Annotated in this window: 26 protein-coding genes; 16 read left to right on the plus strand and 10 right to left on the minus strand. The window is 69.8% G+C overall.

Annotated features, from left to right (window positions below; all coding sequences use genetic code 11):
• Window positions 1–95 precede the first annotated feature (95 nt).
• Window positions 96–923: an alpha/beta hydrolase gene (locus FB381_RS11745; RefSeq protein WP_141782726.1), complete on the plus strand. Its 828-nt coding sequence runs from the start codon at window positions 96–98 to the stop codon at window positions 921–923.
• On the opposite strand, the gene FB381_RS11750 is transcribed toward FB381_RS11745, so the two are convergent.
• Window positions 924–1,763, minus strand: coding sequence for an LLM class F420-dependent oxidoreductase (locus FB381_RS11750; protein ID WP_141780462.1), 840 nt, complete (start codon window positions 1,761–1,763; stop codon window positions 924–926).
• A 67-nt stretch (window positions 1,764–1,830) separates the two neighbouring features.
• Between FB381_RS11750 and FB381_RS11755 the strand changes: the two genes are divergently transcribed.
• The 12 genes from FB381_RS11755 to FB381_RS11810 all read left to right on the plus strand — a co-directional run bounded on the left by FB381_RS11755 (window position 1,831) and on the right by FB381_RS11810 (window position 12,881).
• Complete coding sequence (locus tag FB381_RS11755) at window positions 1,831–2,622, plus strand: enoyl-CoA hydratase/isomerase family protein (protein ID WP_141780463.1); 792 nt, start codon at window positions 1,831–1,833, stop codon at window positions 2,620–2,622.
• A gap of 55 nt (window positions 2,623–2,677) precedes the next feature.
• Window positions 2,678–3,244 carry a TetR/AcrR family transcriptional regulator gene (locus FB381_RS11760; RefSeq protein WP_211352397.1) on the plus strand — a complete coding sequence of 189 codons (567 nt, stop codon included), beginning with the start codon at window positions 2,678–2,680 and terminating at the stop codon, window positions 3,242–3,244.
• An 8-nt stretch (window positions 3,245–3,252) separates the two neighbouring features.
• Window positions 3,253–4,476, plus strand: a complete 1,224-nt coding sequence (locus tag FB381_RS11765) for a cytochrome P450 (RefSeq protein WP_141780464.1) — start codon at window positions 3,253–3,255, stop codon at window positions 4,474–4,476.
• Between the two features lie 52 nt (window positions 4,477–4,528).
• The gene (locus FB381_RS11770; protein WP_141780465.1) at window positions 4,529–5,305 is read left to right on the plus strand and encodes an SDR family oxidoreductase; all 777 of its coding nucleotides are present in this window, start codon (window positions 4,529–4,531) and stop codon (window positions 5,303–5,305) included.
• Complete coding sequence (locus FB381_RS11775; RefSeq protein WP_141780466.1) at window positions 5,302–6,672, plus strand: cytochrome P450; 1,371 nt, start codon at window positions 5,302–5,304, stop codon at window positions 6,670–6,672. The genes FB381_RS11770 and FB381_RS11775 overlap by 4 nt, the downstream gene beginning before the upstream one ends.
• Entirely contained in the window at window positions 6,669–6,893 is a 225-nt protein-coding gene (locus tag FB381_RS11780) for a ferredoxin (protein WP_141780467.1), read from the plus strand. The genes FB381_RS11775 and FB381_RS11780 overlap by 4 nt, the downstream gene beginning before the upstream one ends.
• 1 nt (window position 6,894) lies before the next feature.
• The gene (locus FB381_RS11785) at window positions 6,895–7,494 is read left to right on the plus strand and encodes a nuclear transport factor 2-like protein (protein ID WP_141780468.1); all 600 of its coding nucleotides are present in this window, start codon (window positions 6,895–6,897) and stop codon (window positions 7,492–7,494) included.
• On the plus strand, window positions 7,491–8,975 hold the full coding sequence (locus FB381_RS11790; RefSeq protein ID WP_141780469.1) for an aldehyde dehydrogenase: 1,485 nt from the start codon (window positions 7,491–7,493) through the stop codon (window positions 8,973–8,975). The genes FB381_RS11785 and FB381_RS11790 overlap by 4 nt, the downstream gene beginning before the upstream one ends.
• A 148-nt stretch (window positions 8,976–9,123) precedes the next feature.
• Window positions 9,124–9,882: an SDR family oxidoreductase gene (locus tag FB381_RS11795; protein ID WP_141780470.1), complete on the plus strand. Its 759-nt coding sequence runs from the start codon at window positions 9,124–9,126 to the stop codon at window positions 9,880–9,882.
• Window positions 9,879–10,766, plus strand: a complete 888-nt coding sequence (locus FB381_RS11800) for an NAD(P)-dependent oxidoreductase (RefSeq protein WP_246088073.1) — start codon at window positions 9,879–9,881, stop codon at window positions 10,764–10,766. The genes FB381_RS11795 and FB381_RS11800 overlap by 4 nt, the downstream gene beginning before the upstream one ends.
• Before the next feature lie 61 nt (window positions 10,767–10,827).
• Complete coding sequence (locus FB381_RS11805) at window positions 10,828–11,250, plus strand: carboxymuconolactone decarboxylase family protein (protein ID WP_141780471.1); 423 nt, start codon at window positions 10,828–10,830, stop codon at window positions 11,248–11,250.
• A complete protein-coding gene (locus tag FB381_RS11810) occupies window positions 11,247–12,881 on the plus strand; it encodes a 4Fe-4S binding protein (protein ID WP_141780472.1) in 1,635 nt (544 codons plus the stop codon). The genes FB381_RS11805 and FB381_RS11810 overlap by 4 nt, the downstream gene beginning before the upstream one ends.
• A gap of 9 nt (window positions 12,882–12,890) precedes the next feature.
• Here the strand turns inward: FB381_RS11810 and FB381_RS11815 are convergent, their stop codons facing one another.
• The gene (locus FB381_RS11815) at window positions 12,891–13,556 is read right to left on the minus strand and encodes a class I SAM-dependent methyltransferase (RefSeq protein ID WP_211352398.1); all 666 of its coding nucleotides are present in this window, start codon (window positions 13,554–13,556) and stop codon (window positions 12,891–12,893) included.
• Between the two features lie 56 nt (window positions 13,557–13,612).
• Here FB381_RS11815 and FB381_RS11820 point away from each other — a divergent pair, with 56 nt between their 5' ends.
• The gene (locus FB381_RS11820) at window positions 13,613–15,232 is read left to right on the plus strand and encodes a bifunctional AfsR/SARP family transcriptional regulator/alpha/beta hydrolase (protein WP_141780473.1); all 1,620 of its coding nucleotides are present in this window, start codon (window positions 13,613–13,615) and stop codon (window positions 15,230–15,232) included.
• Between the two features lie 74 nt (window positions 15,233–15,306).
• Window positions 15,307–15,732, plus strand: coding sequence for a nitroreductase/quinone reductase family protein (locus tag FB381_RS11825; RefSeq protein WP_141780474.1), 426 nt, complete (start codon window positions 15,307–15,309; stop codon window positions 15,730–15,732).
• Here FB381_RS11825 and FB381_RS11830 read toward each other — a convergent pair whose 3' ends face one another.
• The 4 genes from FB381_RS11830 to FB381_RS11845 are packed head-to-tail and all read right to left on the minus strand — an operon-like array spanning window position 15,733 to window position 21,395.
• Window positions 15,733–17,019, minus strand: coding sequence for a hypothetical protein (locus tag FB381_RS11830; RefSeq protein ID WP_141780475.1), 1,287 nt, complete (start codon window positions 17,017–17,019; stop codon window positions 15,733–15,735).
• Window positions 17,016–18,599: a succinic semialdehyde dehydrogenase gene (locus FB381_RS11835; RefSeq protein WP_141780476.1), complete on the minus strand. Its 1,584-nt coding sequence runs from the start codon at window positions 18,597–18,599 to the stop codon at window positions 17,016–17,018. The genes FB381_RS11830 and FB381_RS11835 overlap by 4 nt, the downstream gene beginning before the upstream one ends.
• Window positions 18,600–18,610: 11 nt before the next feature.
• Entirely contained in the window at window positions 18,611–20,230 is a 1,620-nt protein-coding gene (locus FB381_RS11840; RefSeq protein ID WP_141780477.1) for a GMC family oxidoreductase, read from the minus strand.
• Window position 20,231: 1 nt separating this feature from the next.
• Window positions 20,232–21,395: a steroid 3-ketoacyl-CoA thiolase gene (locus FB381_RS11845; RefSeq protein WP_141780478.1), complete on the minus strand. Its 1,164-nt coding sequence runs from the start codon at window positions 21,393–21,395 to the stop codon at window positions 20,232–20,234.
• 171 nt (window positions 21,396–21,566) lie between these two features.
• Between FB381_RS11845 and FB381_RS11850 the strand changes: the two genes are divergently transcribed.
• Window positions 21,567–22,790, plus strand: a complete 1,224-nt coding sequence (locus tag FB381_RS11850; protein WP_141780479.1) for a cytochrome P450 — start codon at window positions 21,567–21,569, stop codon at window positions 22,788–22,790.
• Here FB381_RS11850 and FB381_RS11855 read toward each other — a convergent pair.
• The 4 genes from FB381_RS11855 to FB381_RS11870 form a co-directional block, all read right to left on the minus strand.
• Window positions 22,781–23,287 (minus strand): GNAT family N-acetyltransferase, encoded by a 507-nt coding sequence (locus FB381_RS11855; RefSeq protein ID WP_141780480.1) that lies wholly within the window; start codon window positions 23,285–23,287, stop codon window positions 22,781–22,783. The two genes, FB381_RS11850 and FB381_RS11855, sit on opposite strands and share 10 nt — an antisense overlap.
• 69 nt (window positions 23,288–23,356) lie before the next feature.
• Entirely contained in the window at window positions 23,357–24,520 is a 1,164-nt protein-coding gene (locus FB381_RS11860; RefSeq protein WP_141780481.1) for a thiolase domain-containing protein, read from the minus strand.
• The gene (locus tag FB381_RS11865) at window positions 24,520–25,575 is read right to left on the minus strand and encodes a thiolase domain-containing protein (protein WP_141780482.1); all 1,056 of its coding nucleotides are present in this window, start codon (window positions 25,573–25,575) and stop codon (window positions 24,520–24,522) included. Before FB381_RS11865 ends, FB381_RS11860 begins: the two co-directional genes overlap by 1 nt.
• A 28-nt stretch (window positions 25,576–25,603) precedes the next feature.
• The gene (locus FB381_RS11870; protein WP_141780483.1) at window positions 25,604–26,557 is read right to left on the minus strand and encodes a Zn-ribbon domain-containing OB-fold protein; all 954 of its coding nucleotides are present in this window, start codon (window positions 26,555–26,557) and stop codon (window positions 25,604–25,606) included.
• Between the last annotated feature and the right edge of the window lie 142 nt (window positions 26,558–26,699).

Raw genomic sequence — 26,699 nt, forward strand, 5'->3', positions numbered from 1 at the left:
GATGTGGGCAGGATCTGGCGCGACGTTCGGCACCTGGTCGACCGAAGGTCACGACGCGGTCGGTGATCGAGCGGCAGGATCGCGGTGTGGACAGGATGGTCGAGCTGCGCCGGCGACGAGCGGCGTTGCTGGCGAACCGCTGCCTCACCTGGGTCTTCGGTGCCGAGGACCCTGAGGTCGTGGTGCGCGAGGCGTGGGTCGGCGACCTTCGGATCGAGGTGCATGCCTCGCGATCGTGGGCGGGGTCGTCGCGGCCCCTCGTGCTCGCGTTCCACGGCGGGGGCTGGTGCTGGGGGTCGCCGGAGCAGTCTCGCTGGATGATCGGGCAGATCGCGGCGCGCACCGGAGCCGTGATGGTGGCTCCGGCCTACCGGCTCGCGCCCGAGCATCCGTATCCGGCGGCGGTCGAGGACTGCTGGGCCGCGCTGCGATGGGCGGTGGCGAACGCCGCCGATCTGGGCGCCGACGCGGGCAGGGTCGCGGTGACGGGCGACAGCGCCGGAGGCACGCTGGCCGCCGTCGTCGCGCTGCGTGCCCGCGACGCCGGCCGGCCCCGGATCCGTGGCCAGGTGCTCGTCTACCCGGTCGCCGACCTCGTCGGGCGCAGCGGGCCGGGCCTGGGCCGGATCGTGGAGAGCTATCTCGGCGGAGACGAGTCGCTCGCTCGCCAGTGGCAGGCCTCGCCGCTCCGGGCCGCCTCTCACCAGGACCTCCCGCCAGCCCTGGTGCTCACCGCGCGGTTCGACCCGTTGCGCGCGCACTCGGAGCGCTACGCCAGGGCGCTGCGTACTGCCGGGGTGGAGGTCGCCGTGCACTCTCCGGCGCTGGCGACCCACGCCTACCTCGCCCTTCCGGGCATCTCGCCGGCCTCGCGCCGGGGGATGGACCGGATCGTCGGGTTCCTGCGCGAGCGGCTTGTCTGATCAGGCCAGGTCGAGACGGCCGGCGAGCTTGTCGAGATAGGTGAGCACGCCGGACGGATCGGCGTCGGGTACGCCCCAGATCAGCTCGTCGGCGACCGCCCACTCGGCGAGGTCGTCGGGCGTCGGCCTCTTCGCGACGAGCACCCGCACCTCGGGCTTGCCCTCGCGCCCGGCCGACTCCCACTCGTCCTGGAGCGTCTTGACCTTGTCGCCGATGCCGTCCTCGGTCGGGGTCGACATCCACCCCTCGGCGTTGCGGGCGATCCAGCGCAGCGTCTTCGGGCCGCCGCCGGCTCCGACGATCGTCGGGATCCGGCCCTGGGGAGGCTTCGGGTAGGCCCAGGACGGACCGAAGTCGACGAACTCGCCGTGATAGGCGGCCTCCTCCTCGGTCCACAGCGCGCGCATCGCCTCGAGATACTCCTTCAGGGCGGTGCGCTTACGGTCGCCGGGGACGCCGTGGTCGGCGAGCTCGTCGGTGTTCCAGCCGAAGCCGACGCCCAGCGAGACCCGACCGCCGGAGAGGTGGTCGAGGGTCGCGATGGTCTTGGCGAGCGTGATCGGGTCCGACTCCACCGGCAGCGCGACGGCGGTGGAGAGACCGATCCGCGACGTCACCGCGGCACAGGTGCCGAGCGTGACCCAGGGGTCGAGCGTACGCAGGTAGCGATCGTCGGGGAGCTCGGTGCCGCCGGTGGGGTGGAGCGCGTCGCGACGCACCGGGATATGGGTGTGCTCGGGCACGTAGAACGTGTCGAAGCCGCGCTCCTCGGCGGCGGTGGCGAGCTCGGCGGGCGTGATGCCGCGGTCCGAGGTGAACAGGACGATGCCGTGGCGCATGACACAACAGTAGAACGTGTTCTAGTCTTTGGGGAAGGGAACACCGGGACAGAGAAGTGAGGTTGGGATGTCGGATCTGCTCCTGCGCGAGGATCGAGAGCGTGTCCGTACGCTGAGCCTGAACCGCCCCGACCAGCTCAACGCCTTCAACCAGGAGCTCTACGTCGCGCTGGCCGAGGCGCTGGGCGAGGCGGACGGCGACCCGGACGTCGCCGTCGTGATGCTGACCGGTGTCGGCCGGGCCTTCTCCGCGGGCACGGACCTCCTCGAGATGAGGCAGACCGCCGCCGGTGCCGACGACGCCGGCGCCTCGCACGGCTTCGTCGGGCTGGTCGACGCGTTGGCCGGGTTCACCAAGCCGCTGGTCGTGGCGGTCAACGGGCTGGGTCTCGGCATCGGGGTGACGCTGCTCGGCTACGCCGACCTGGCCTTCGCCTCGAGCGCCGCAAGGTTCAAGACGCCGTTCACGACCCTCGGGGTGGCTCCCGAGGCGGCTTCCAGCTTCTTGGTCCCGCGGCTCGTCGGGCGTCAGAACGCCGCGTGGATGCTGTTGTCGGGGGAGTGGGTCGACGCCGAGGAGGCCCTCGAGATGGGCCTGGTCTGGCGGGTCACCTCGCCCGAGGGGCTTCTCGCCACCGCCTGGAAGCATGCCGCCACGCTCGCGGCTCGCCCGATCAGCAGCCTGGTGGCGGTCAAGGAGACCATGACCGCGTCGTTGCGCCCCGGCATCGAGGCAGCCCGCGAGCTGGAGAACGCGAAGTTTGCCGAGCTGATGGGCGCCCCGGCCAACCTGGAGGCGCTCACCGCCTTCGCCGAGGGGCGGGAGCCCGACTTCACGAACCTTCCGCCCGGCGCCTGAGACATCTTTCCGCAATTTCCTTGCGGCAATGTAGAACACGTTCTAATCTGGACACGTGTCCAGTCAGGTGAACCAGACGCCTCGCCGAGGTGTCGACGGCCGCCAGGCGCGTACGGTCGAGCGGCTCATGGTCGCCGGCATGGAGGAGCTTCGCGCCGTCGGTCACGAGACCCTGACGGTGCGCGGCGTCGCGTTGCGCGCCGGAGTCTCCTCGGCGACGGCCTACACCTACCTGGGCTCCAAGAACCGTCTCTTCGTCGAGCTGTTCTGGCGCCATCTCGCCGAGGCGTCGGCGGTGGAGACGACGGGTTCCCGCGCGGAGCGGGTGCAGGCGGCCGTACGCAGCCTGACGACCCGGATCGCCCAGGAGCCGGAGCTCGCGGCGGCGGTCACCCCGGCGCTGCTGGGCAGCGACGCGGACGTGGCCAGGCTGCGGCTGCGGATCGGCTCGGAGTTCGCCTCCAGGTTCGACGCGGCGCTCGGGGAGGGCGCTGAGGAAGCGGTGCGTGAAGCCTTGCTGCTCGCCTTCTTCGGCGCGCTGCTGCAGGCGGGCATGGGCCTGATGACCTTCGACGAGATGGTGGACCGGCTCGCGCCGGTCGTCGCCGTGATCGTCGCGTGAGGAGAGAGATGACCAGCACGGCCACCGAGATCTTCGACCCCTACGACTACGACTTCCACGAGGACCCCTACCCGGTCTATGCCCGGCTGCGGGACGAGGCACCCCTCTACTACAACGCCTCCGACGACTTCTGGGCGCTGTCGCGACATGCCGACGTGCACGCGGCGCTCAAGGACGATGTCGTCTTCTCCAACCGGATGGGAGTCTCGCTCGATGCGAGCGCCTGGAGCAAGGACGCTCACCGGGTGATGTCGTTCCTGGCCCTGGACGGCAAGGAGCAGACCAGGCTGCGCAAGCTGGTCTCGGCAGGCTTCACCCCGCGCAGGGTCCGCGAGCTCGCTCCCGGGGTGCAGGCGCTCGCCGACCACTATCTCGACCGGTTGCTCGCCCGAAACGATGACGACGGCGAGGCCGACTGGATCGCCGAGCTCGCCGGCAGGCTCCCGATGGACGTGATCTCGGGGATGATCGGGGTGGCCGAGTCCGACCGCGACGAGGTGCGGCGGCTGGCGGACCTGACGGTGCACCGCGAGGCCGGCGTACGTGACGTGCCGGAGGCCGGCATGGCCGCCGCCCTGGAGCTGATCGGCTACTACTCGGCGATGGTGACCGAGCGACGGAAGCGTCCGGGCGACGACCTGACCTCAGCTCTGGTGCAGGCCGAGATCGACGGCGACCGGCTCCACGACCACGAGATCATCGCGTTCTTGATGCTGATGGTCGTGGCCGGCAACGAGACCACCACCAAGCTGCTCGGCAACGCACTCCTCCATCTCGGGGCGAACCCCTCCCAGGTCGAGGACGTGTTCACCGGACCCGAGCTCGTCGGGACCTGGGTCGAGGAGACGCTGCGCCACGACACCTCGACCCAGATGCTGGCGCGTTATGTCGCCGACGACGTGGAGCTCCACGGGCAGGTGGTGCCGGCCGGCTCCAAGCTGCTGGTGCTGATCGGAGCGGCCAACCGGGACGAGCGGGTCTTCACCTCGCCGCAGACCTTCGACATCCACCGTGACCCCGACGAGCTCGGCAAGAGCCTCAGCTTCGGGGTCGGTCGTCACTTCTGTCTGGGTGCCAACCTCGCCCGCCTCGAGACCCGCATCGTGCTGGAGGAGCTGGTGCGGCGTACGTCGGGCTTCGAGGTGCACGCCGAGCGCGCCGTCCGGGTGCACTCGACCAGCGTGCGTGGGTTCGCCGAGCTCCCGGTCACCTTCGCTCGGAGGGTGCGATGAGCGGGCGGCGGATGTTCACCGAGGTAACTCGGTCGACATCGAAGGAGGACGCATGAAGTACGCACAATCCGACCGCCGCCCGGCGGTGATCACCGGCGCCTCGTCCGGGATCGGCGCGGAGACTGCGCGAGCGCTGGCCGGGGCTGGTCTTCCGGTCGCGCTGGGCGCCCGGCGGCTCGACCGGATCGAGGAGGTCGCGGCCGCGATCCGTGCAGACGGGGGAGAGGCGGTCGCGCACCCGCTCGACGTCACCTCCGACGACTCGGTGGCCGAGTTCGCCGCGAAGGTGACCGCGGATCTGGGCGACGTCGAGGTGCTGGTCAGCAACGCCGGGGTGACCCATCCCGGCGCGACCGTCGAGGTGCCCACCGAGACCTTCGCCGGCCAGGTCGACGTCAACCTGCTCGGCGCCCACCGCGTCCTGCGCGCCTTCGGACCCGGGATGATCGAGCGGCAGCGCGGCGACCTGGTCTTCCTCTCCTCCGACGTGGCGCTGCGGCCGCGACCGTTCATGGGAGCGTACGCAGCCTCGAAGTGGGGGCTGGAAGGCATGGTCAACGCGCTCCAGATGGAGCTCGAGGGCACCGGGGTCAGGGCAACCATCGTGCGACCCGGCCCGACCCACTCCGACATCGGCAACGAGTGGCCCGCCGACCTCGGTGGGTTCGTGCTGGACCAGTGGGTGAAGTGGGGCCTGGCCCGGCATCCGCACTTCCTCAAGGCCCGCGCGCTGGCCGACGCGATCACGACGGTCGTGACCGCGCCCCGCGGAGTCCACCTCAGCAGCATCGACGTCAACCCCGAGGCACCCGTCGAGGAGCGAGCATGACGATCCCCACCGTCTCCACCGTCCTGGACGACCAGGACCCGAGCGTTCCCGAGATCATCCGCGGCACCGGGCATCTGCCCGAGATGCGGGTCGACCCGATCGCGCTCTTCACTCGCGTACGCGAGGAGTGCGGCGACCTCGGCCGCTTCCGCCTCGCCGACAAGGAGGTCGTGCTGGCCAGCGGTGCCGAGGCCAACGAGGCGTTCTTCCGGGCGCCCGACGACGTGCTCGACCAGGCGGCTGCCTATCCGTTCATGACGCCGATCTTCGGCAAGGGCGTCGTCTTCGACGCCTCGCCGGAGGAGCGCCAGCAGATGCTGAAGAACCAGGCGCTGCGCGGCGACATGATGCGCGGCCACGCCCGGACGATCGAGGCGGAGATCCGCCGGATGATCGCCGGCTGGGGTGAGGAGGGCGAGATCGACCTGCTCGACTTCTTCGCCGAGCTGACCATCTACACGACCTCGGCCTGCCTCGTCGGCAAGCCGTTCCGCGAGGAGCTCGACTCCTCGTTCGCCCGGCACTACCACGAGCTCGAGCACGGCACAGATGCGATCGCGTACGTCGATGCGTACGCCGACATCGACAGCTTCCGCAAGCGCGACGCCGCCCGGGACAAGCTGGTCGCGCTGGTCCAGGCGATCGTCGACAAGCGGGTCGCGCGGGGCACGGTGGCGCGCGAGGATCGTGACCTGCTCGACGTGCTGATCTCGATCGATATGGACACCGACACCATCACCGGGATCTTCATCTCGATGATGTTCGCCGGGCATCACACCTCCTCGGGCACGGCGTCATGGGCGATGATCGAGCTGCTGCGCAACCCCGAGGTCATGATCGATGTCGTCGAAGAGCTCGACGAGCTGTACGACGACGGCAGCGAGGTCTCCTTCCAGGCGCTGCGCTCGATCCCGGTGCTCGAGGCGACCTTGAAGGAGACCCTGCGGCTGCACCCGCCGCTGATCATCCTGATGCGGCTGGTGCGCGAGGACTTCGAGCTGCTCGGGGAGACCATCCCGGCAGGCACCCTGCTCGCCGCCTCGCCGAGGGTCTCCAACCGGATCGAGGCCGACTTCCCGAAGGCGGAGACGTTCGACCCGAGCCGTTACATCGACCCGCGCCAGGAGGACATGCAGAACCGCTGGACCTGGATCCCGTTCGGCGCCGGCAAGCACCGCTGCGTGGGCAACGCGTTCGCGATGATGCAGATGAAGGCGATCTTCTCGGTCATCCTGCGCGACTACTCGTTCGAGCCGGCCCAGCCGGTCGACTCCTACGCCGACGACTTCACCAAGATGGTGATCCAGCTCCAGCAGCCCTGCCGGGTCCGCTATCGGAGGCGGCCCGTGGGTGGTGGCAGAGCATGAAGGTCGCCGCTGACCTGGATCTGTGCCAGGGGCACCAGGAGTGCCTCGCCGAGGCGCCGGAGCTCTTTGGCTTCGACGACGACAGCTACCAGGTCGTCGTACGCGTCAGCGAACCGTCCGCCGGCCAACTGGACGCCGCGCGGGCGGCCGTCAAGTACTGCCCTGCTTTCGCTCTCACCTTGGTCGAAGCGGAGCCCGAGACAATCGATAGGGAGGACTGACATGGACCGCACCGAGATCGAGGGGTTCTGGGCCGACTGGCTCAGCCTTAACCGTCAAGCAGAGGCTGAGGGTGACTGGGGGCAGCTGGCCGATGTGTATGCCGAGGACGCGACGTACGGCTGGATGTACACCCCCGACGAGCACTTCATGGCGGTCGGCCGCGATCAGATCCGCGAGTGGGCGCTGGGCACCGAGATGGCCGGGCTCGAGGGCTGGCACTACGACTACCAGGCGACGGTCATCGACGACGTCAACGCGATGGTGATCGGTTTCTGGCGCCAGCGCGCCGGGATCGTCGACGACGCGACGGGGGAGGAGTACGAGATCCTCGGCATCGGCGGCTCATGGTTCGGCCTCGCGCCGCGGCCCGACGGTCGTGGGCTGGAGTTCTCCTGGCAGCGCGACTGGTTCGACCTCGGCTCCACCGCAGCCACTTTCCTCGACATCGTCAAGGCCAAGAAGGCAACCGCCGGGCTGCTGGAGCGGATGTCGCTGAACGGGATCGAGCAGCCCGGTCACTACCGGCTCGCCGACCTGCCCTCGACCGTCTGGCCGCCGCCCGTCGCGGCCGGGAACTTCGTGACCCAGGAGTCCGTGTGACGACCAGAGTGCCCACCAACCCGCCCGCTCAGCAGCTCGTCGACGGCAAGCTCGGCGCGGCGAGCTTGGGCGAGACGTACGCGATCCTCAACCCGGCCACCGGGCAGGAGATCGGGCGTGCGCCCGACTCGACGGCCGACGACATGGACGCCGCGATCGCCTCCGCGCGCAGGGCCTTCGACGAGACCGACTGGTCCACCGACGTGGCCTTCCGGATCAGGTGCCTGCGCCAGCTGCACCAGGCGATCCTCGACGAGGCCGAGACGCTGCGGGAGCTGACCACCGCCGAGGTCGGCGCGCCGGCGTTCCTGGTGGCCGGGCCGCAGTTCGACACCCCGGTCGAGACGCTGGCCTGGACCATCGACCTGGCCGAGTCCTACGAGTGGGAGCGCGATCTCGGCGTCGGCGTCACGATGGGGATCTCCTCGCGCCGCACCGTGCGCAAGGAGGCCGTCGGAGTCGTTGCCGCGATCACGCCGTGGAACTTCCCCAACCAGATCAACCTGGCCAAGATCGGCCCCGCGCTGGCCGCCGGCAACACCGTGATCCTCAAGCCTGCGCCCGACACGCCGTGGCTGGCCGCGGAGCTCGGGCGCCTGGCCGCCGAGCACACCGACATCCCGCCCGGCGTCTTCAACGTCGTCACCCCGCGCGACAACGGCGTGGCGGCGATGCTGGCCGAGGACCCGCGGGTCGACCTGGTCTCCTTCACCGGCTCGACCGGCACGGGCCGGGCGATCATGGCCGCCGCAGCGCCCAGCCTGAAGAAGGTCTTCCTCGAGCTCGGCGGCAAGTCGGCGGCGATCGTGCTCGACGACGCCGACGTCGCCTCGGCGGCCTCGATGGCCGCCTTCTCGGTTGCCGTCCACGCAGGTCAGGGCTGCGCGCTGACCACCCGTCTCGTGGTGCCCCGAGCCGACTACGACGCCGCGGTCGAGTCCGCCGCGGCCACGATGTCTGCCCTCGGCGTGGGCGACCCGGCCGATCCCGGCACCATCTGCGGACCGGTGATCTCCTCCGTGCAGCGCGACCGGATCCTGCGCTATCTCGCGCTCGCCGAGGAGGAGGGCGGCCGGTTCGCGGCCGGAGGCGCCGTCGCGGCGCACGACGGTGACCTCGCCGAGGGGTTCTGGATCCAGCCCACCGTCGTCGCCGGCCTCGACAACACCGCCCGCGTCGCCCGCGAGGAGATCTTCGGCCCCGTGCTCACCGTCATCGCCCACGACGGCGACGACGATGCCGTACGCATCGCCAACGACTCGCCCTACGGCCTCTCCGGCTCCGTCGAGTCCGGGTCGCTGGAGCGCGCCAAGTCGGTCGCCGCCCGGATCCGCACCGGCACCATCGGCGTCAACGGCGGCCAGTGGTTCGGCGCTGACGCCCCCTTCGGCGGCTACAAGCAGTCCGGCCTCGGCCGGGAGATGGGGGTCGAGGGCTTCGAGGAGTACCTCGAGACCAAGCTCGTCGCGGAGCCCGCATGAACCCGAGCCGGCTCGTTCTGACCGGAAACCCCGTCGAGTCGGCTCGTTATAACGAGCCGACTCGACGGGAAATCTTGTCAGAAGGAGCCGACTCGGCAGGGATCGATGTCAGAACGCGCCGACTCGGCGCGCGGGAGGTAGGTGGAGCATGAAGGTCGATGGTCGGTTCAAGGACAAGGTCGTCGTGGTCACCGGGGCGGCGCAGGGGATCGGGGAGGCGTACGCCAAGGGGCTGGCGGCCGAGGGGGCGGCGGTCGTCGTCGCCGACCTGAACGAGGACAAGGGACAGCAGGTCGCCAAGGAGATCGAGGCGTCCGGAGGCGCGGCGAGATTCGTCCGCTGCGATGTCTCCGAGCACGCCTCGGCGGCCGCGCTCGTGGCCGAGACGACCGAGGCGTACGGCGGGATCGACGGGCTGATCAACAACGCCGCGATCTACGGCGAGATGGCCTTCGACCTGCTGATCACCGTCGACTGGGACTACTACGAGAAGTTCATGGACGTGAACCTCAACGGCGCGCTGGTGATGACCCGCGCGGTCTATCCCGCGATGCAGCAGCGGGGCGGGGGCGCGATCCTCAACCAGTCGAGCACCGCGGCCTACCTCTACTCCGGGTTCTACGGGTTGGCGAAGGTCGGCATCAACGGCTTGACGCAGCAGCTCGCCCACGAGCTCGGCGGGATGAACATCCGGGTCAACGCGATCGCTCCCGGACCGACCGACACCGAGGCGACCCGCACCCAGGCCGGCGACGCGGCCAAGGAGATGACCAAGCAGATGGCGATCAAGCGGCTCGGTACGACCGACGACATGGTCGGCGCCGCGAAGTTCCTGCTCTCGCCGGACTCGTCGTGGATCTCCGGCCAGATCATCGCGGTCGACGGTGGCGGGACGTTCCGGCTGTGAGGGACTTTCACAAGACCCGCGCAGGCTTCGTGGGGCTCGGCAACATCGGCAGGCCGATGGCCCACCGGCTCGCGAGCGCGGACGCGGTCGAGCTGTGGGTGCACGACATCGCGCCCGAGCCGGTGGCCGAGCTGAGCGCCGCCGGTGCCACGACGGCCGGCTCCGTCGCCGAACTGGCCGCGAGCGTCGACGTGCTCAGCGTGATGGTGCGCGACGACGACCAGGTGCGTCAGGTGCTCGCCGAGGTGCTCGGTGCTGTCGGTGACCGTGCCGACGGCGCCACGCTGACGGTCCTGGTGCACTCGACCGTTGGCCCGCAGACCCCCGCCGAGCTCGCGGCCGCCGCCGAGCCGCACGGTGTCCGCGTGCTCGACGCTCCTGTCTCCGGTGGCCCGATGGGGGCGGCCGAGGGCACCCTGGCCATCCTCGTGGGCGGCGCGCCCGAGGCGTACGCAGCAGCCCGCCCCGTGCTGGAGGCGATGGGCACCAAGGTCGTCCATGCCGGTCCGGCCGGGGCCGGCACTCGCCTCAAGCTGGCTCGCAACCTGCTCCACTTCGCCTCCTTCACCGCCGCCACCGAGGCTCAGCGCCTCGCCGAGGCGGCCGGGCTCGACCTGGTGGCGCTCGGTGACGTCGTACGCCACACCGACGCGATCACCGGTGGACCGGGCGCGATCATGCACCGCGAGAGCACGGCGCCGCTCGCGGAGACCGACTTCTGGCACGGCGTCTTCGGCCACGTGGCCGCGCTGGGGGAGAAGGACCTCGGCTTCGCGATCGAGCTCGCCGACGAGCTCGGGGTCGAGGTGCCGCTCGCCCGCATCGCCCTCGACCGGCTGGGACCCGGCCTCGGGATTCCCATGACTGAGCAGACCGAGCAGTGAGCAGACGAGCAGCGAGCAAGGACCGAGCAAGGACCGAGCAAGGACCGAGCAAGGAAAGACCATGAGTGACGACACCGAGAAGTTCGCCGGGCTGCCAGAGGCCCGGGCCAGAGGCCTGCGCAAGATGGAGGAGGTCTACGGCTTCGAGATGAACGACGGCGACGGCGACTTCTTCCGCTACACCGCCGACCACCTCTTCGGCGACATCTGGCAGCGCCCCGGCCTGACCACGCGCGACCGGCGCCTCCTGCTGGTCGGGCTGCTCGCCGGCCAGGGCGCCTCCGACGTGCTCGGGATCCAGATCCCCGCGGCCCACGCCAACGGCGAGCTCGACGACGAGGAGCTGCGCGAGATCGTGGTCTTCCTCTGCCACTACACGGGCTGGCCCAACGGTGCCAAGATCAACACTGTCGTCGAGGAGACCATCGGCAAGGCCCGCCGGCACGCCCAGCGGAACGACCAGCGGAAGGACCAGCGCTCATGACGTACGTCATCACCCAGTCGTGCTGCAACGACTCCTCCTGCGTGGAGGTCTGTCCGGTGGACTGCATCCACCCGGCGCCCGACGAGGCAGGGTTCGCCTCCGCGGAGATGCTCTACATCCACCCCGACGAGTGCATCGACTGCGGAGCCTGCGAGGAGGCGTGCCCGGTCAACGCGATCTTCCCCGACGACGAGGTGCCGGAGATGTTCGCGGCCTACACCGACATCAACGCCGCCTTCTTCGAGTTCACCGGCGAGCAGGAGATGCCGGCCCCGGCGCCGCCGAGGGGAGCCAAGATCGATGGCGACACCCCGCTGAAGGTCGCCGTGGTCGGCGCCGGACCAGCGGGCTGGTTCGTCGCCGACGATCTCGCCACCACCCGGCGCTGCGACGTCGAGATCACCGTCATCGACCGTCTCTCGACTCCCTACGGCCTGGTCCGCTACGGCGTCGCCCCCGACCATCTCGACACCAAGGAGATCGTCTCCGGCTTCGCCAAGACGGCTCGTCACCGCAGGGTGAGCACCCGCTACAACATCGAGATCGGTCGCGACATCAGCCACGACGAGCTCCTCGCCGCCCATCATGCGGTCGTCTACACCACCGGCGCCGGTGAGGGCCGCAGCCTAGACGTTCCGGGGGAGGAGCTGCCCGGATCGACCTCGGCCGCCGAGCTCGTGGGCTGGTACAACGGCCATCCCGACCGCGCTGCGCTCACCTTCCCGCTCACCCATGAGCGTGCCGTCGTCATCGGCAACGGCAACGTCGCCCTCGACCTGGCCCGGCTGCTGCTGGCCGACGCCGAGGCGCTGGTGGCCTCCGACCTGGCTGACCACGCCCTCGTCGCGCTGAGCGCCTCCGACATCCGCGAGGTCGTGGTCACCGCACGGCGCGGCGCCGAGCACGCCGCGTTCACCAGCCCCGAGCTGCGGGCACTGGCCGACGACCCCGCGATCGACGTCGTGGTCGACGAGGCCGATCTGACAGGCCTGCCGAGCGAGGACGATCTGACCGTGCGCGACGCCGCCGCCTTCGCAGCCCTCCAGAAGGCGGATCTGCTCCGCGACCTGGCCGCGAGGCCGCGTACGCCTGGAGCGAAGCGGCTCGTGCTCCGCTTCGGACTCACCCCGACCGGGATCCTCGGCGACGACGCCGTCTCCGGGATCCGCTTCGACTCGGGAGAGGAGCTCGAGGCCGGTCTGGTCGTACGCGCCACCGGCTACCGCTCCGCGGCCATCGCCGGCGTGCCCGCCGAGGAGACCACCGGCCGGTTCGACCACGAGGCGGGTCGGCTCATCGGCACCCGGGCGACCTACACGGCGGGCTGGGCCAAGCGCGGACCGACCGGCGTGATCGGCACCAACCGTGCCTGCGCCGCCGAGACCGTACGCACCCTGCTCGACGACCACGCCGCCGGCAGGCTCGCCGAGCCGACCGGCCAGTCGATCGACGAGATCCTGGACGCCCGTGGCGCGCCCCGCGTCGACCACGCCGGCTGGGAGATGCTGGACACCCACGAGCGCGAGTCCGGCAAGAAGGCCGGGCGACCGAGGATCAAGGTGACCGACCGAAGCGAGCAGGTAGACATCGCGACCCGCGCCTCATCCGTCGCGACCCCGACGAGCGCCTGAGCGCTGCACTCAGTTCTCGTCGGGCCACGCCGCGAAGAGCGCAACGGCGCCCACCACGTCCAGCTCGTAGTGAGGGAAGCGCTCGGCCAGAGCGAGCTCGAGATCCGCTCTGGTGTCAGCGGCGTTGGCGAAGATGCCCTTCCGGTTGTAGACGTCCATGAGCCGCCGTCCGAACCGGGTGTGCGTCTCGAGGTCGGCCAGGACCGTGGCACCGAACACGACTCCGCCGGGCGCGAGCAGCGGCAGCACGTGGTCGAGCACCACCGCCTTCTCGGTGGGGTCGCCGGGGAGGCAGTGCAAGACGTAGCTCAGGCCGACGGAGCCAAAGGAACGGGCAGGAAGATCGATCGGCACCAGTGCATCGTGCTGCCGGGTGCTCGGCCGATAGCGGGCGATACGAGCAGCGGCGTGCTCGAGCACCGTGGGGTTCGGGTCGAGAAGGGTGATCCGGGGATCGGGCACCGGGAACCGGCAGCGGTCGAGGAAGAACCCTGTGCCGGGACCGATGTCGAGGTGCGTCTCGCCGACGTAGCGGTCATAGTGGCTGAGTATGCGAAAAGCCGGACAGCGCCAGACGAGACTGCTCGACAACCGCAGGACGACGGTGTCGTACGACTTCAGCACGCGCTCGGTGTAGACGGCCTGGCCTGCGTAGGTGGGGTTCGAGATGTCCATGTGTGTGCTCCATCATCGGGGTTGCTCGTGCGGGGCCGAGGCGGTTGACTCGGCCCATGGGTGGAGGATCGTCGGGTCCGCTCAAGGACCGCTCAAGCCTCGTGCGGCTGCTCGGCGGCGTCGATGTGCTGACCGCGGCTGGACGGATCCAGGCCGGGGGCGTGCGGACCCGCACGCTGTTGGCAGCACTCGCGCTCCAGCCGGGCCGAGTCGTGCCGGTGGATACGCTGCTCCAGGCACTCTGGGGCGACGCCGCCCCGCGCACGGCACCGCACGCGCTGCAGGTGCACATCTCGAACCTGCGCCGCCTCCTCCCACCCGATCTGATAGTCGAACGATGCTCCGGCGGCTACCAGCTCTCAGCCGGCGCCCGGGCGACGGACGTGGACCGTTTCCGTGAGCTCGCCGGGCAGGCTGCGACCGAACTGAGGAACGGGCGCGCGACTACGGCCCTGAGCTACCTGCGGACGGCCCTGGAGATCTGGCGAGGTCCTCCGCTTGTGGACGTGCCGTGGGAACGCTTCGCCGGCGCCGAGGTTCAGGGGGTGGAGGAGCTGCACCGAGACGTACAGGAGGACCTGGTCGAGGCTCTGCTTCTCGACGGATGCCCGGAGGCCGCGGTTGGCGAAGCCGAGAGTCTGGTGAGAGCCGAACCGTTCCGGGAACGACGGTGGGGTCAGCTCATCCTCGCGCTCTACCGCGTCGGCAGACAGGCCGATGCGCTGGAGCGATGGCGAGATCTGCGCTCGCTGCTCGGCGACGAGCTGGGAGTAGAGCCTGGCCCACGGATCGAGGAGCTCGGCCGGGAGATCCTCCGCCATGATGCCGCGTTGGGTGTGGCCGCCACGACGCCGACACCGCAGATCCGGTTCGCGCGCGGTGCGACGGGTCTCCTCGCGTACCAGATCGTCGGCGACGGTCCGAAGGACCTCCTCGTGGTGCCTGGTTTCGGGGCCAACCTCGAGATCCGTTGGGAGGATCCCGGCTTGGCGAGCTTCTATCGGCGCTTGGCGCGCTCGAGCCGTGTGATCCTCATGGATCGGAGGGGTACCGGCCTCTCCGACCGCGACGGTGGGATCCCGTCGACCAAGCGCAGGCTGGGGACGTGCAGGCCGTTCTCGACGAGGTGGGCTCGGAGCGAGCGGCCCTGTTCGGCGTCATGGACGGCGGCGCGATCGCCCTGCGCTGCGCGGCCGACGCCCCCCCAACGAGTCCTGGGCGTCGTGACGTATGCGACGTGGCCTGTGTGGAGTCTGGTCCCTCCGGGGGCCGCCGCGGCGTTCGATGAGCTGGTCGAAGGTTTCGATGATGGGCTGCGCCTGGACTCGGTGATTGCGGTGATGGCACCGAGTCGGGCCGACGACCCGGCGTTCTGTGACTGGTTCGGACGGTACGTCCGGCTCGCGGCCGGCGGTGGCGGCACCGTGGCGGCGGTGAGACGGTTCCGCGAGGTGGACATCCGCCCGGTCCTCGGCCGCGTCGCGGCTCCGGTGCTCGCGATGAGCCGGGCCGGGGACGAGTTTGTCCCGCCTGAGTGTGCTCGGACGATCGCTGCCGGGGTGCCACACGGCCGGACAGCCTTCCTCCCAGGTGAGGACTCGGCCCTCTGGGCAGGCGATGTGGAGGCTGTCGCTGCGCGGGTCGAGGACTTCGTCGGGAGCCTCGACACGCCCTGATGCCGCGGTTTTGCCCTGGCCGACCGGGAATGTCTGTAAGAGTGGACGAAAACCGATCGTCGGGAGGGCGCTCGATGGCAGGCAGCAGCTACAAGGACTGGAACCAGTCGATCATCGACGAGTTCCGAGCCAACGGCGGCAACGTGACCTCGGTCCCGTTCGGACGCGGTCTCGTGCTGGTGCACCACAGCGGTGCGAGGTCCGGCACCGAGCGGGTCTCTCCGGTGGCGTTCCTGCGTCATGACAGAGACACCTGGCTGATCGCGGCCTCGAAGGCCGGAGCTCCGGAGAACCCGGCCTGGTATCACAACCTGCTGGCCAACCCGGAGACCGAGATCGAGACCCCCGAGGACGGCGTCGTCGAGGTCACCGTGACCGAGCTGGCCGGCGCCGAGCGCGACGCCGCGTGGGAGCGGTTCAAGGCGATGAGCCCGGGTTTCGGTGAGTACGAGGCCAAGACCGACCGCGTCATCCCGGTGCTCTCGCTGCGCCGCCGCTGATCAGACCGGTGTGATCGGCAAGGAGCGTCGGGGCTCGAAGTCGAAGTCGGCTCCGGTGCTGAACCGCACCACCGCGACCTCGGCGGCCTCGGGCGCCGGCTCGGCGCGCCGCACCACCTCGACCCGCCAGCCGTCCTCGATCGGCCTCACCTCGACGTCGAGGTGAGGGTCGAGGGCGTGGACGGCCGCCTGGAGCGGGGCGGTCCACTCCGGTCCGATCAGGGACACCCAGGCGCCGTCGTCGTCGGCCGCCGAGGGGCGCACGACCAGGCTGGCCTCGTCGACCCGCACCGTGACGTACGCGGCGGGGTTGAGCATGGGATGGAGCGCGAGCAGGCGCAGCGCGCCAGCGGGGTCGGGCGAGAGGTCGAGCACCCGGGCGAGCCGGGCGGCGGCGATGCCCGCCACCCCGATGAGCTGCTTGCGGCGGATCTCGACGAGCTGATCGGGCGAGGAGACCCGTGGCTCCAGCGCGAGCGTGAAGCCACGGTCGAGCAGCGCCATCTGGAGACAGACCTCGTCGGCGATGCGCACCAGTGCCGAGCGGGAGAACGCACCCAGGTCGAGGTCGGAGACGAGCGGTCCGGAGTAGTCGGCGGCGCCGTCCTCGGCAGCGTCGATCGGTGCGAGCTCGAGGCCCGCCGCCCGCGAACGCTCGTTGACGGCCAGCTCGGGCACGGCGACCGCCTCCGGGTGGGTGTCGTCGATGACGACGCTCCAGCGACAGTGCGGCGTACGGTCGGCGGGCGCGCGCGGCGGCCGGTGGATCGGGCGGACCTGAGCCCGAGGATGGGTCGCGATGGCGGTGGCGTCGAAGGTCGGATCCTCGATGTCGTGACACATTCCCCGCACGTACGCCTCGCCCATCGGCTCCACGTCCATCAGCGCCCCGCAGTGGTCGAGGTGGAACTCGCCGTGGCGGGCGTCGTGGACGGTGTAGCGGAAGTCCATGAACTGCGGCGGGGCGCCGATGTCGAGCTGGAGGCCCTTGAAGATCGTCGGCACATCACCCTGGCCGTCCACCTCCGGCGCGTAGCCGAGCGCCCGCTGCATCCGCCGGGTGTAGATGGGCGAGGCCGCCGCCCATTCGACGATCGCGATCTGCACCATCTCCTCGCGCCCGAACGCGGAGATGCACCAGGCCATCCCGGAGCGGTCGATGAGCTGCCCGATGAGGAGGAGCTCGCGGACGACGTCGGCGAGCTCCTCGCGGCTCAGGTCGGCGTAGCGGGACCGGGGTGGCTCGCCGGTGGCCGATGCTGCGGGGGTCGAGCCTGCTGGGCTCAACGGATCCGAAGCTTGCGCATCCATCGAAGCGACATCTGCATCTGCTTGGCGTAGTCGTCGAAGGTCTGCTTGCCCTGCGGCCCCATGACCTGCTTCTTCAAGGTGGCGACGTTCTGGGTCTCGGTGTACTTCAGCAGGCCCTGGTCGCCGTGGCGGGCGCCGACGCCCGACTTCTTCATGCCGCCCGACGGCGTCGACTTGGAGGCGTACGCCGCGGCGAGGCCGTCGTTGATGTTGACGTTGCCCGACTCGATCCGGGTCGCCACGGCCTGGGCCCGCTTGAAGTCGGTGGTCCACACCGAGGCGTTGAGCCCGTAGTCGGTGTCGTTGGCCAGCTCGACCGCCTCGTCGAGGGTGGAGTAGGCGTGCAGGGAGACGACCGGCCCGAAGGTCTCGGTGACCCCGTGCTCCATCTCCTTGGTGGTGCCCTCCAGGATGGTCGGCTCGAAGAAGGTCGGCCCGATGTCGGGGCGCGCCTTCCCGCCGGTGAGCACGGTGGCGCCCTTGGCGACCGCGTCGTCGACGTGCGACTGCACCCGTGCCAGGTGGTCGGGCGAGATCAGTGCTCCGAGGTCGGGCCCGAAGGCGTAGGCGGCCTCGATCCGCATCCCCTCGACGGCGGCCACGAACTTGTCGCGGAACTCGTCGTACATCGCATCCGGGATGTAGATGCGCTCGATGTGCATGCAGATCTGGCCGGTGTTGCCGAAGACCGCGAACATCGAGCCGGCGACGGTCTCGTCGATGTCGGCGTCGTCGAGCACGATCATCGGGTTCTTGCCGCCGAGCTCGAGGCAGGCGCCGATCAGGTTGCGGCCGGCCTGTTCGCCGATGACCTTGCCGGTGGCGGTCGACCCGGTGAACATCGCATAGTCGACGTTGTCCATCAGGGTCGGGCCGACGTCGGGCCCCTCGCCGCAGACCACCTGGAACAGACCCTTGGGCAGGCCCGCCTCCTCGAGCAGCGAGATGCCGAACAGGGGCGAGAGCGCCGTCTTGTTGTCGGGCTTGAGCAGCACCGCGTTGCCGGCCATCAGCGCCGGGATGGCGTCGGAGAGACCGGTCGCGAACGGGAAGTTCCACGGCGCGATGATGCCGATCAGGCCGCGTGGCGGGTGACGCTCGATCGAGCTCGACAGCAGCGGCATCACGCCGGGGCGCGTCTTGTCCTTGAGCAGCTTCGGGGCGCGCTTGAGGTAGTGCGAGATCACCATCGGCGGGTCGCACACCTCCTCGAACGCGATCCGCCGGGCCTTGCCCGACTCGGCCTGGATGAGGTCGGCGATCTTGTGCTGGTTGCGCAGGATCAGCTCGTGGGCGCGCCTGAAGACCGCCAGCCGCTCGGGCAGAGGCGTGGCCGCCCACTGGCGCTGAGCTGCCCGCCCGGCCGCGGCCGCCCGCTCCACATCGGCCGGTGAGGACTGGGGCAGCGCCACCAGCACCTCGCCGCTGTAGACCTCGGTCAGCTTCCACGACGATCCGGTCGAGGACGGCACCCGTGAGACGAGCTCGTTGAGGATGTCCTCGGTGATCCAGTCGGGGCGGCGTACGCCTCGGGTGTTGGCGGTCTCGGTGGTCACATCTGCTCCGATCAGCTGTTCTCGAGCACGAAGGCTGCGCAACGGTCACCGATCATGACCGCAGGAGCGTTGGTGTTGCCGCCGATGATCGACGGCATGATCGAGGCGTCGGCGACGCGGAGCCCTTCGACGCCGCGTACGCGAAGCTGTGGGTCGACCACGGCCCGCTCGTCGACGCCCATCCGGCAGGAGCCGACACCGTGATAGATCGAGGTGGCCCGGTTGGTGACCTCGTCCTTCATCGCCTCGGAGTCGATCGCCTTGCCGGGGTGGATCTCGGACTTGACCTGGCCGCCGAAGGCGGAGGAGGCCATGATCTCGCGGATCATCTCGACGCCCTCGAGGAGCACCTGCTTGTCACCGGGCTCGGCGAGATAGTTGAAGTCGATCAGCGGCGCGGCGCTCGGGTCGGCGTTGCGCAGCCGCAGGGTGCCTCGCGAGCGCGGGTAGATCAGCGACGACATCACCGTCAGCGCGGCCCGTGGGTCGACGTCGTGGCGGATCGGTGCGTCCTGGTTGGGGGACGGGTAGGCCCACGGGAGCACGTGCAGCTGCAGGTCGGGTACGTCGGTGGCCTGCGACGTACGCACGAACCCGACCGTCTCGAAGACGGTGTGACCGAGGATCGACTTGCCGACAGTCTGCTCCTTGAGCACGGCCTTGGCGAAGTAGCCAGCCGTGCCGTGGTGGATCGCGGAGGGCATCTCCCAGGTGGTGGGCACGAACATGTGGTCGTGCAGGTTGTCGCCGACCGGCAGGTCGTGGAGGGTGCTGATCCCGTGCTCGGCCAGGTGGTCGGGGTGCCCGATCCCGGAGAGCATCAGCAGCTGCGGTGAGCCGAAGACGCCCGCCGAGACGATGACCTCCTTGGTGGCCGAGATCGTCTGCGGTCCCCGCTTCGTGGTGATCTCGACCCCACGCGCACGGCCGCCCTCGATCACGATGCGACTCACGTGCACGCTGGTGAGCGTGGTCAGGCTCGGCAGGTCCTGGTCGTGGAGGTAGCCACGCGAGGTCGAGTAGCGCAGGCCGTCGATGCCGCTCTGCTGGAAGGTCGAGACACCCTCCTGCTCGGCGCCGTTGTAGTCGTCGAGCACCTTGACGTCCAAGGTCTGCGAGGTCGCCTGCTGGAAGGTCAGCGACGCCTCGGTCGGTCGCGGGTGCTTCATGACCTTGATCGGCCCGCCCACGCCGCGGAAGTCGGAGGAGCCGCCGTCGTAGTCCTCGATGCCTCGGTAGACGTCGTTGACCGTGTCGGCGTCCCAACCGGTGTTGCCCTCGGCGGCCCAGGCGTCGTAGTTGGCCCGGTTGCCACGCACCCACAGGAGTCCGTTGACGGAGGACGACCCGCCGAGCACCTTGCCGCGCGGCTGGGGGAGCTCGCGGTTGCGGGCGTGCTGCTGGGGCACGGTGTGGTAACCCCAGTCGACCAGCTTCTTCAACCGCGGCTCGGCGTGCAGCGGCCCGATCATCCCGGGCTTGGTGACCAGGTAGTTGTGCTTGTCGCGCTTGCCGGCCTCGAGCAGGATGACCGACTTGCCCGCGGCCGCGAGCCGTCCGGCGACGGCACAGCCGGCCGATCCCGCCCCGACGACCACGTACTCGGCCTCGGTGATCTTCTCTCGTGCCATCTCAGAGCCTCTCGATGATCGTTGCGGTCGCCTGCGCGCCGCCGGCGCACATCGAGACCAGGGCAGTGCTGGCGTCACGGCGTTCGAGCTCGTGCAGCGCGGTGGTGAGCAGTCGCGTGCCGGTGGAGCCTACGGGGTGGCCCAGGGCGATCGCGCCGCCGTTGACGTTGATCTTCTCCTCGGGCACCTCGTGCACCTTGGCCCACGACATGACCACGCCGGCGAACGCCTCGTTGACCTCGGCGATGTCGATGTCGCCGATCGACATACCGGAGTCCTTCAGCGCCTTCTCGGTCGCCTGCACCGGTCCGTCGAGGTGGTAGTAGGGGTCGGAGCCGACCAGGTTGGAGGTGATGATCCGGGCGCGCGGCTTCAGCCCCAGCGAGGTCGCGACCTCGGAGTCCATCAGCAGCAGCGCCGAGGCGCCGTCGGAGATCTGGGAGGAGGTGCCCGCGGTGTGGAAGCCGCCCTCACGCACCGGGCTCAGGGCGGCCAGCTTCTCGAGCGAGGTCTCCCGGATGCCCTGGTCCTCGGCGATGGTGCGCACCTCGCCCGTGGGCTTGCCCTCGTCGTCGAGCATGGGGGCTTCGACGGCGAAGATCTGGCTCTTGAAGTAGCCCGCGTCGCGGGCCTGACGCGCCTTGACCTGCGACCACAGGCCGAACTCGTCGACCTCGTTGCGGGAGAACCCGCGGTCGGCCACGATCCGGTCGGCGCCGGTGAACTGGTCGGGCAGGTCGATGTTCCAGTCGGCGGGGCGAGGGTCGCCGGCACCCTTGGGTACGTTCGCGCCGAGCGGGATGCGTGACATCGACTCGATGCCGCACGCGATCCCGACCTTGATCTGGTCGGAGGCGATCATCGCGTTGATCAGGTGGGTGGCCTGCTGTGCGGAGGAGCACTGCGCGTCGATGACCGTCGAGCCGGTGTGGATCGGCAGCCCGGCGTGCAGCCAGGCGCGGCGCACCATGTTGTTGGACTGCTCGCCCGCCTGGGAGACGCAGCCGCCGATCACCTCGTCGACCAGCTCGGGGTCGACGCCGGAGCGCTTGAGCACCTCGACCTGGGCGGCCCCGAGCAGCACGCCCGGGTGCAGGCCGGCGAGCCAACCCTTGCGCTTGCCGATGGGGGAACGGACGGCTTCGACGATGACGGGCGTGCCCATGGAACCTCGCTCTTCGGGGTCAACAACTGTCCACCAAATTAGAACGTGTTCTCGTTTGGCGCAACCCTGTGTTCTGAGCCTTGTGTGATGGCGAACACTGTGTGACGATAAACTAGAACGTGTTATAGAAATTCTGTGCTTGTAGAACTACAGCAGAAGGAGCACCCCGCCGTGACCGCTCTCCCCGTGGACTTCGATCCGACTGATCCTGTGCTCAACGAAGAGCGCGTGCCGCTTCAGGAGTTCCTCGAGCTGCGCAAGACCGCTCCGGTGTGGTGGGTCGAGCAGACGCCGGAAGCCCGCGCGGGCTTCCTCGACACCGGCTTCTGGGCGGTGAGCAAGCACGAGGACATCCTCGCCGTCTCCAAGGACAGCGAGAACTTCGGCACCAACGAGAACGGCGTGATCATCCGTTTCGCGCCCGACATGACCCGCGAGCAGGTCGAGCTGCAGCGCGCGATGCTCATCCACCACGACGCCCCCGACCACACCAAGCTGCGCCAGATCATCAGCCGCGGCTTCACCCCGCGCGCGATCAACGCGCTCAAGGAGCGCCTGGTCGAGCGAGCCAACAACATCGTCGACGACGCCCTGGCCAAAGGTGAGGGCGACTTCGTCTCCGAGGTCGCCGCCGAGCTTCCGCTGCAGGCGATCGCCGAGCTCCTCGGCGTGCCGCAGGAGGACCGCCGCAAGCTCTTCGACTGGTCCAACCAGATGCTCGCCTACGACGACCCGGAGTACGACGCCGACCCCGAGGCCGCCTCGATCGAGATCCTGACATACGCGATGACGCTGGCCGCCGAGCGCAAGGCCGACCCGCAGGACGACATCATCTCCAAGCTCATCAACGCCGAGCTCGAGGGCGGGGCGCTGGGCGAGGACGAGTTCGGCTTCTTCGTGATCCTGCTGGCCGTCGCCGGCAACGAGACCACCCGCAACGCGATCTCCCACGGTATGCAGGCCTTCTTCGACAACCCCGACCAGTGGGAGCTGTGGAAGAAGGAGCGTCCCGACACGATGGTCGACGAGGTGATCCGCTGGGCCACCCCGGTGACCGTCTTCCAGCGTACGGCCCTCAATGACGTCGAGGTCGGCGGCCAGCTGGTCAAGAAGGGCCAGCGCGTCGGCATCTTCTACGCCTCCGGCAACCACGACGAGGACGTCTACGACGACCCCGACACCTTCGACATCACCCGCGAGCACAACCCCCACCTCGCCTTCGGCGGCCACGGCGCCCACTACTGCATCGGCGCCAACCTGGCCCGGATGGAGGTGCGGATCATGTTCGACGTGATCGCCGACCGGATGCCCGACCTCAAGCCCAACGGCGCCGCGCGCCGGCTGCGCCACTCCTGGATCAACGGCATCAAGGAGCTGCCGGTCACCTACGCCTGATCGGGGAGCCTCACGTTGGAGAAGTGGGGCCGGCGGAACGGATACTCCGCCGGCACCCACTTCTTCAGTGCTTCATAGACCCCCTCGTAGAGCCCCTGCTCGTAGGCCTCGGTGGTCACCCACCAGCTCACGTCGACGTCGTACGCCGCCAGCTCCTCGCTCAGGTCCTGCCGCACGCCGAGCGGGTAGAGATAGGCGCACCCGACGTAGCCCAGATCGGGCGTCGAGAGGACGTAGGAGAACGACTTGCTCTCCTTCCACTCGCCCTCGTGCCAGACGAGGTCGACGTAGTCGTCCTCCTCCGACGTCGGTCCCTCCGGCCAGCCGCCGCCCCGCGTCGCGTTGATCAGCTCGCGGTCGTCGTTGATCGCGCGTACGTCATCGGCGAGGCACTCGCGCGCCAGCGGCGTCGCGCGCAGGTCGCCGTGGGTGAGCACCTTCGGCGCCTCGAACCCTTCCGGTAGGACCAGCAGCTTGCTCAGGCCTGAGTGGGTCATGCACACAGAGGTTACGGGTGTGACAGATGAGGTGGCCCATCCGTCACACCCGTAACGACTGTGTGCGGGTCAGTTCGAGGGCGGCTGCGATCCCACGACCCACATCGAGAAGAACTGCGACCCGCCGCCGTAGGCGTGGCCGAGCGCGCGGTGGGCGCCGTCGACCTGGTGCTCGCCGGCGCGGCCGCGGACCTGGAGGGCGGCCTCGGCGAAGCGGAGCATGCCGGAGGCGCCGATGGGGTTGGAGGAGAGCACGCCACCGCTCATGTTGATCGGCAGGCTGCCGCCGATCGCGGTCTCCCCGGCCTCGGTGAGCTTCCAGCCCGCGCCCTCGGGCGCGAAGCCGAGGTTCTCGATCCACATCGGCTCGAACCACGCGAACGGCACGTAGATCTCGGCGCAGTCGATCTCGCGCGCGGGGTCGGTGATGCCGGTGGCCTTCCACAGTGCGGCCGCGGCGTCACGCCCGGCCTGCGGGTTGACCTGGTCGCGCTCGGCGGCGCTGGTGGGCTCCGAGCGCATCACGGTGCCGTGGATCCAGGCGGGGGAGTCGTAGGTCTTGGCGACGTCCTCGGCGGCGATGACCATCGCGCAGGCGCCGTCGGAGGACGGGCAGGTCTCGTCATAGTGGATGGGGTCCCAGAGCATCTGCGAGGCCAGCACCGACTCGACCGTGGTGCCCTCGTTGTGCAGGTGGGCGTAGGGGTTCTTGAGCGCGTTGGTGCGGTCCTTGGCCGCGACGATGGCGCCGATGTGCGAAGGGGCGTTCGCGCGGCGGATGTAGGAGCGTACGTGCGGGGCGAAGTAGCCGCCCGCGCCGGCGTGGACCGGCATCACGAACGGCACCGGCACAGAGAGCGCCCACATCGCGTTCGACTCCGACTGCTTCTCGAAGGCGACGGTGAGGACGCGCTTGTGGACGCCGGCCTGCACCAGCGAGGAGGCCACGATGGCGGTCGAGCCGCCGACCGATCCGGCCGTGTGCACACGGAGCAGCGGCTTGCCGGCCGCTCCGAGCGCCTCGGCGAGATAGAGCTCGGGCATCATGACGCCCTCGAACAGGTCAGGTGCCTTGCCGATGACGATGGCGTCGACCTCGTCGAGGGTCAGTCCAGCGTCCTCGAGGGCGCGGTCCATGGCCTCACGGCACAGCCCGGCCATCGAGAGGTCCTCACGCTTGGCGCGGTGGTGGGTCTGGCCGATCCCGATCACGGCGGCTGGGGTCTTGCCCATCAGTTTCGTCCTTCCATCACGCACACGAGGTTCTGCTGCAGTGCGGGCCCGCTGGTCGCGTGACCGAGCACCTTGTCGGCGGAGCCGTCCCAGATCTGCTTGGCGGCCTCACCGATCCGGATCGCACCGGCGCTGAACATCGGGTTGGCGGCCAGCGCCCCACCCGAGGGACTGATCCGCACGTCGTTGCCCAGCCCGAGCGCGGAGCGCAGGACCAGCTCCTGGTGGCTGAAGGGGGCGTGCAGCTCCGCCACCTGGACGCCGGCGGTGCCGCCCGCGGCGGCGACGGCACGCTCGGCCGAACCAGAGCTCGTCAGGTCGCGGGTGCCGAGGTGGAGCCCGTCGGAGCTGTGCGCGATCCCGGAGATCCAGGCCGGGCGCTGGTTGGCCTCGCGCGCCCGGTCGCCTGCGGCAAGCACGATCGCGGCCGCGCCGTCGGTGACCGGCGCGCAGTCGTGCTTGCGCAGCGGGTCGGCGAACATCGGCCGGGCGAGCAGCTCCTCGACCGAGGAGCCACCGGCACGCACGGCGTACTCGTTCTTCTCCGCATCCGTCAGGGAGCGGTTGACCACCTCGGCCAGCGCGGCCTCGTCCCAGAGCCCGGCGTCGAGCCCGGCGCGCGCCTGGAGCGCAGCCAGCGAGACCGTGTCGGGCCACAGGGGAGTCATCGTGTAGGGGTCGAGCTGCAGCGCCAGGGTGCGGCGCAGCACGCCGGCCGACGCCTTCCCGAAGCCGAAGACCAGCGCGGTGTCGACCTCGCCGGTCTGGATCTTGAGCCACGCCTCGTAGAGCGCCCAGGCGGCGTCCATCTCGACGTGCGACTCGTTGACCGGCGGCAGCACCCCGATCGCATCGATCGCGCTCACGAACGAGAACGACCGGCCGGCCAGGTAGTCGGAGGAGCCGGAGCACCAGAACCCGATGTCCTTCTTCGCCCATCCGGTCTGCTCGTAGCACTCGGCCAGGATCGGTACGAGCAGCTCGGCCATGCTCGGTGACCCGTCGAAGTCCTTCATCTGTCGCTGGGCGAACCCGACGACGGCTGTCTCTCTCATGCGCGGCCTCTCATCGATTCGTCGCGGGTCACAGGTGGTGCTTGTAGCTGTCGAAGTCCGCGTCCGGCTCGTCGGCCGGCGCGAAGTGGCTGATGTTCTCGATGCTCGTGCCCCACTCATCGCGCGGGCGCCAGACGGCCTCGACCCGCATCCCCATCCGGACCTCCTCGGCCGGGATGTCGAGGATCAGGTGCTGCAGCGCGATGTCGGCGCCGTCGAGGAGGACGTACGCCGAGACGTAGGGCGGCTTGATCTTCTGCCCGAGGAAGGGGACGTTGACGACGCAGAAGGTGGTCACCGTGCCCACCTGGGCGAGCTCGACCTCCTCGGAGGTCGGCACGCCGTCGGTGGGGCAGGCGCCGCGCGGTGGCACGTAGACCTTCTTGCACTGCGGACAGCGCTGGCCGAGGATCCGGCCCTCGGCGAGGCCGCGGAAGAACGCCGACTCCTCGGGGGAGGCCGCGTAGCTGTAGTCGAGGCTGACCGGGGTGATGATCCGGTCGACGTCCTCGTTCCCGGGCTCGCCGGTGGCGCCGCCGCTGTCTCCGCCGTCGTCGGGCACGAAGACCAGGTCGTTGACCGACCCGGTGCGCTGCTCCGCCCAGCGGGCGCGCACCTTCATCCCGGTCTCGATCTCGGCCGCCGAGGCCACGTCGACCGCGTGCAGCCACCCGGTGTCGGCACCGTCGACGGTGACCAGGGCGTACGCGAACGGGCGGTCGAACGGCTGGCCGGCGACCGGCTCGCTGACCCAGGTCCACGACGTCACCGTGCCGGTGTCGGGCAGGTCGACGAACTCGGTCACCGCCTGGTGGGAGACGGGGTCGTACTCGGGCGGGGGCACGGCGACCCGGCCGTCGGCGAGACGTCCGCCCACGACGGTGGCGTCGCGCAGCCCGGTGAGGAAGCGGCCGATCACCGGACCGGTCGACCTGGTGTAGTCGAAGGCGACCGTCACGGGTGCCTGCAGGGTGCGGCTCATGCGGTCACCGCCCTCGCTGGAGCGCCTGGACACGGAGGTGGCGGCAAGGGGGTTTCGGGGGTCACTCGCTGGCGCTCGGTCATGACAGAAAGTGAAACACGTTCTACTATTGGCCACAACCCGTACGAGGCGACGAAGGAGT

The organism is Nocardioides albertanoniae, from assembly GCF_006716315.1.
GTDB lineage: Bacteria > Actinomycetota > Actinomycetes > Propionibacteriales > Nocardioidaceae > Nocardioides > Nocardioides albertanoniae.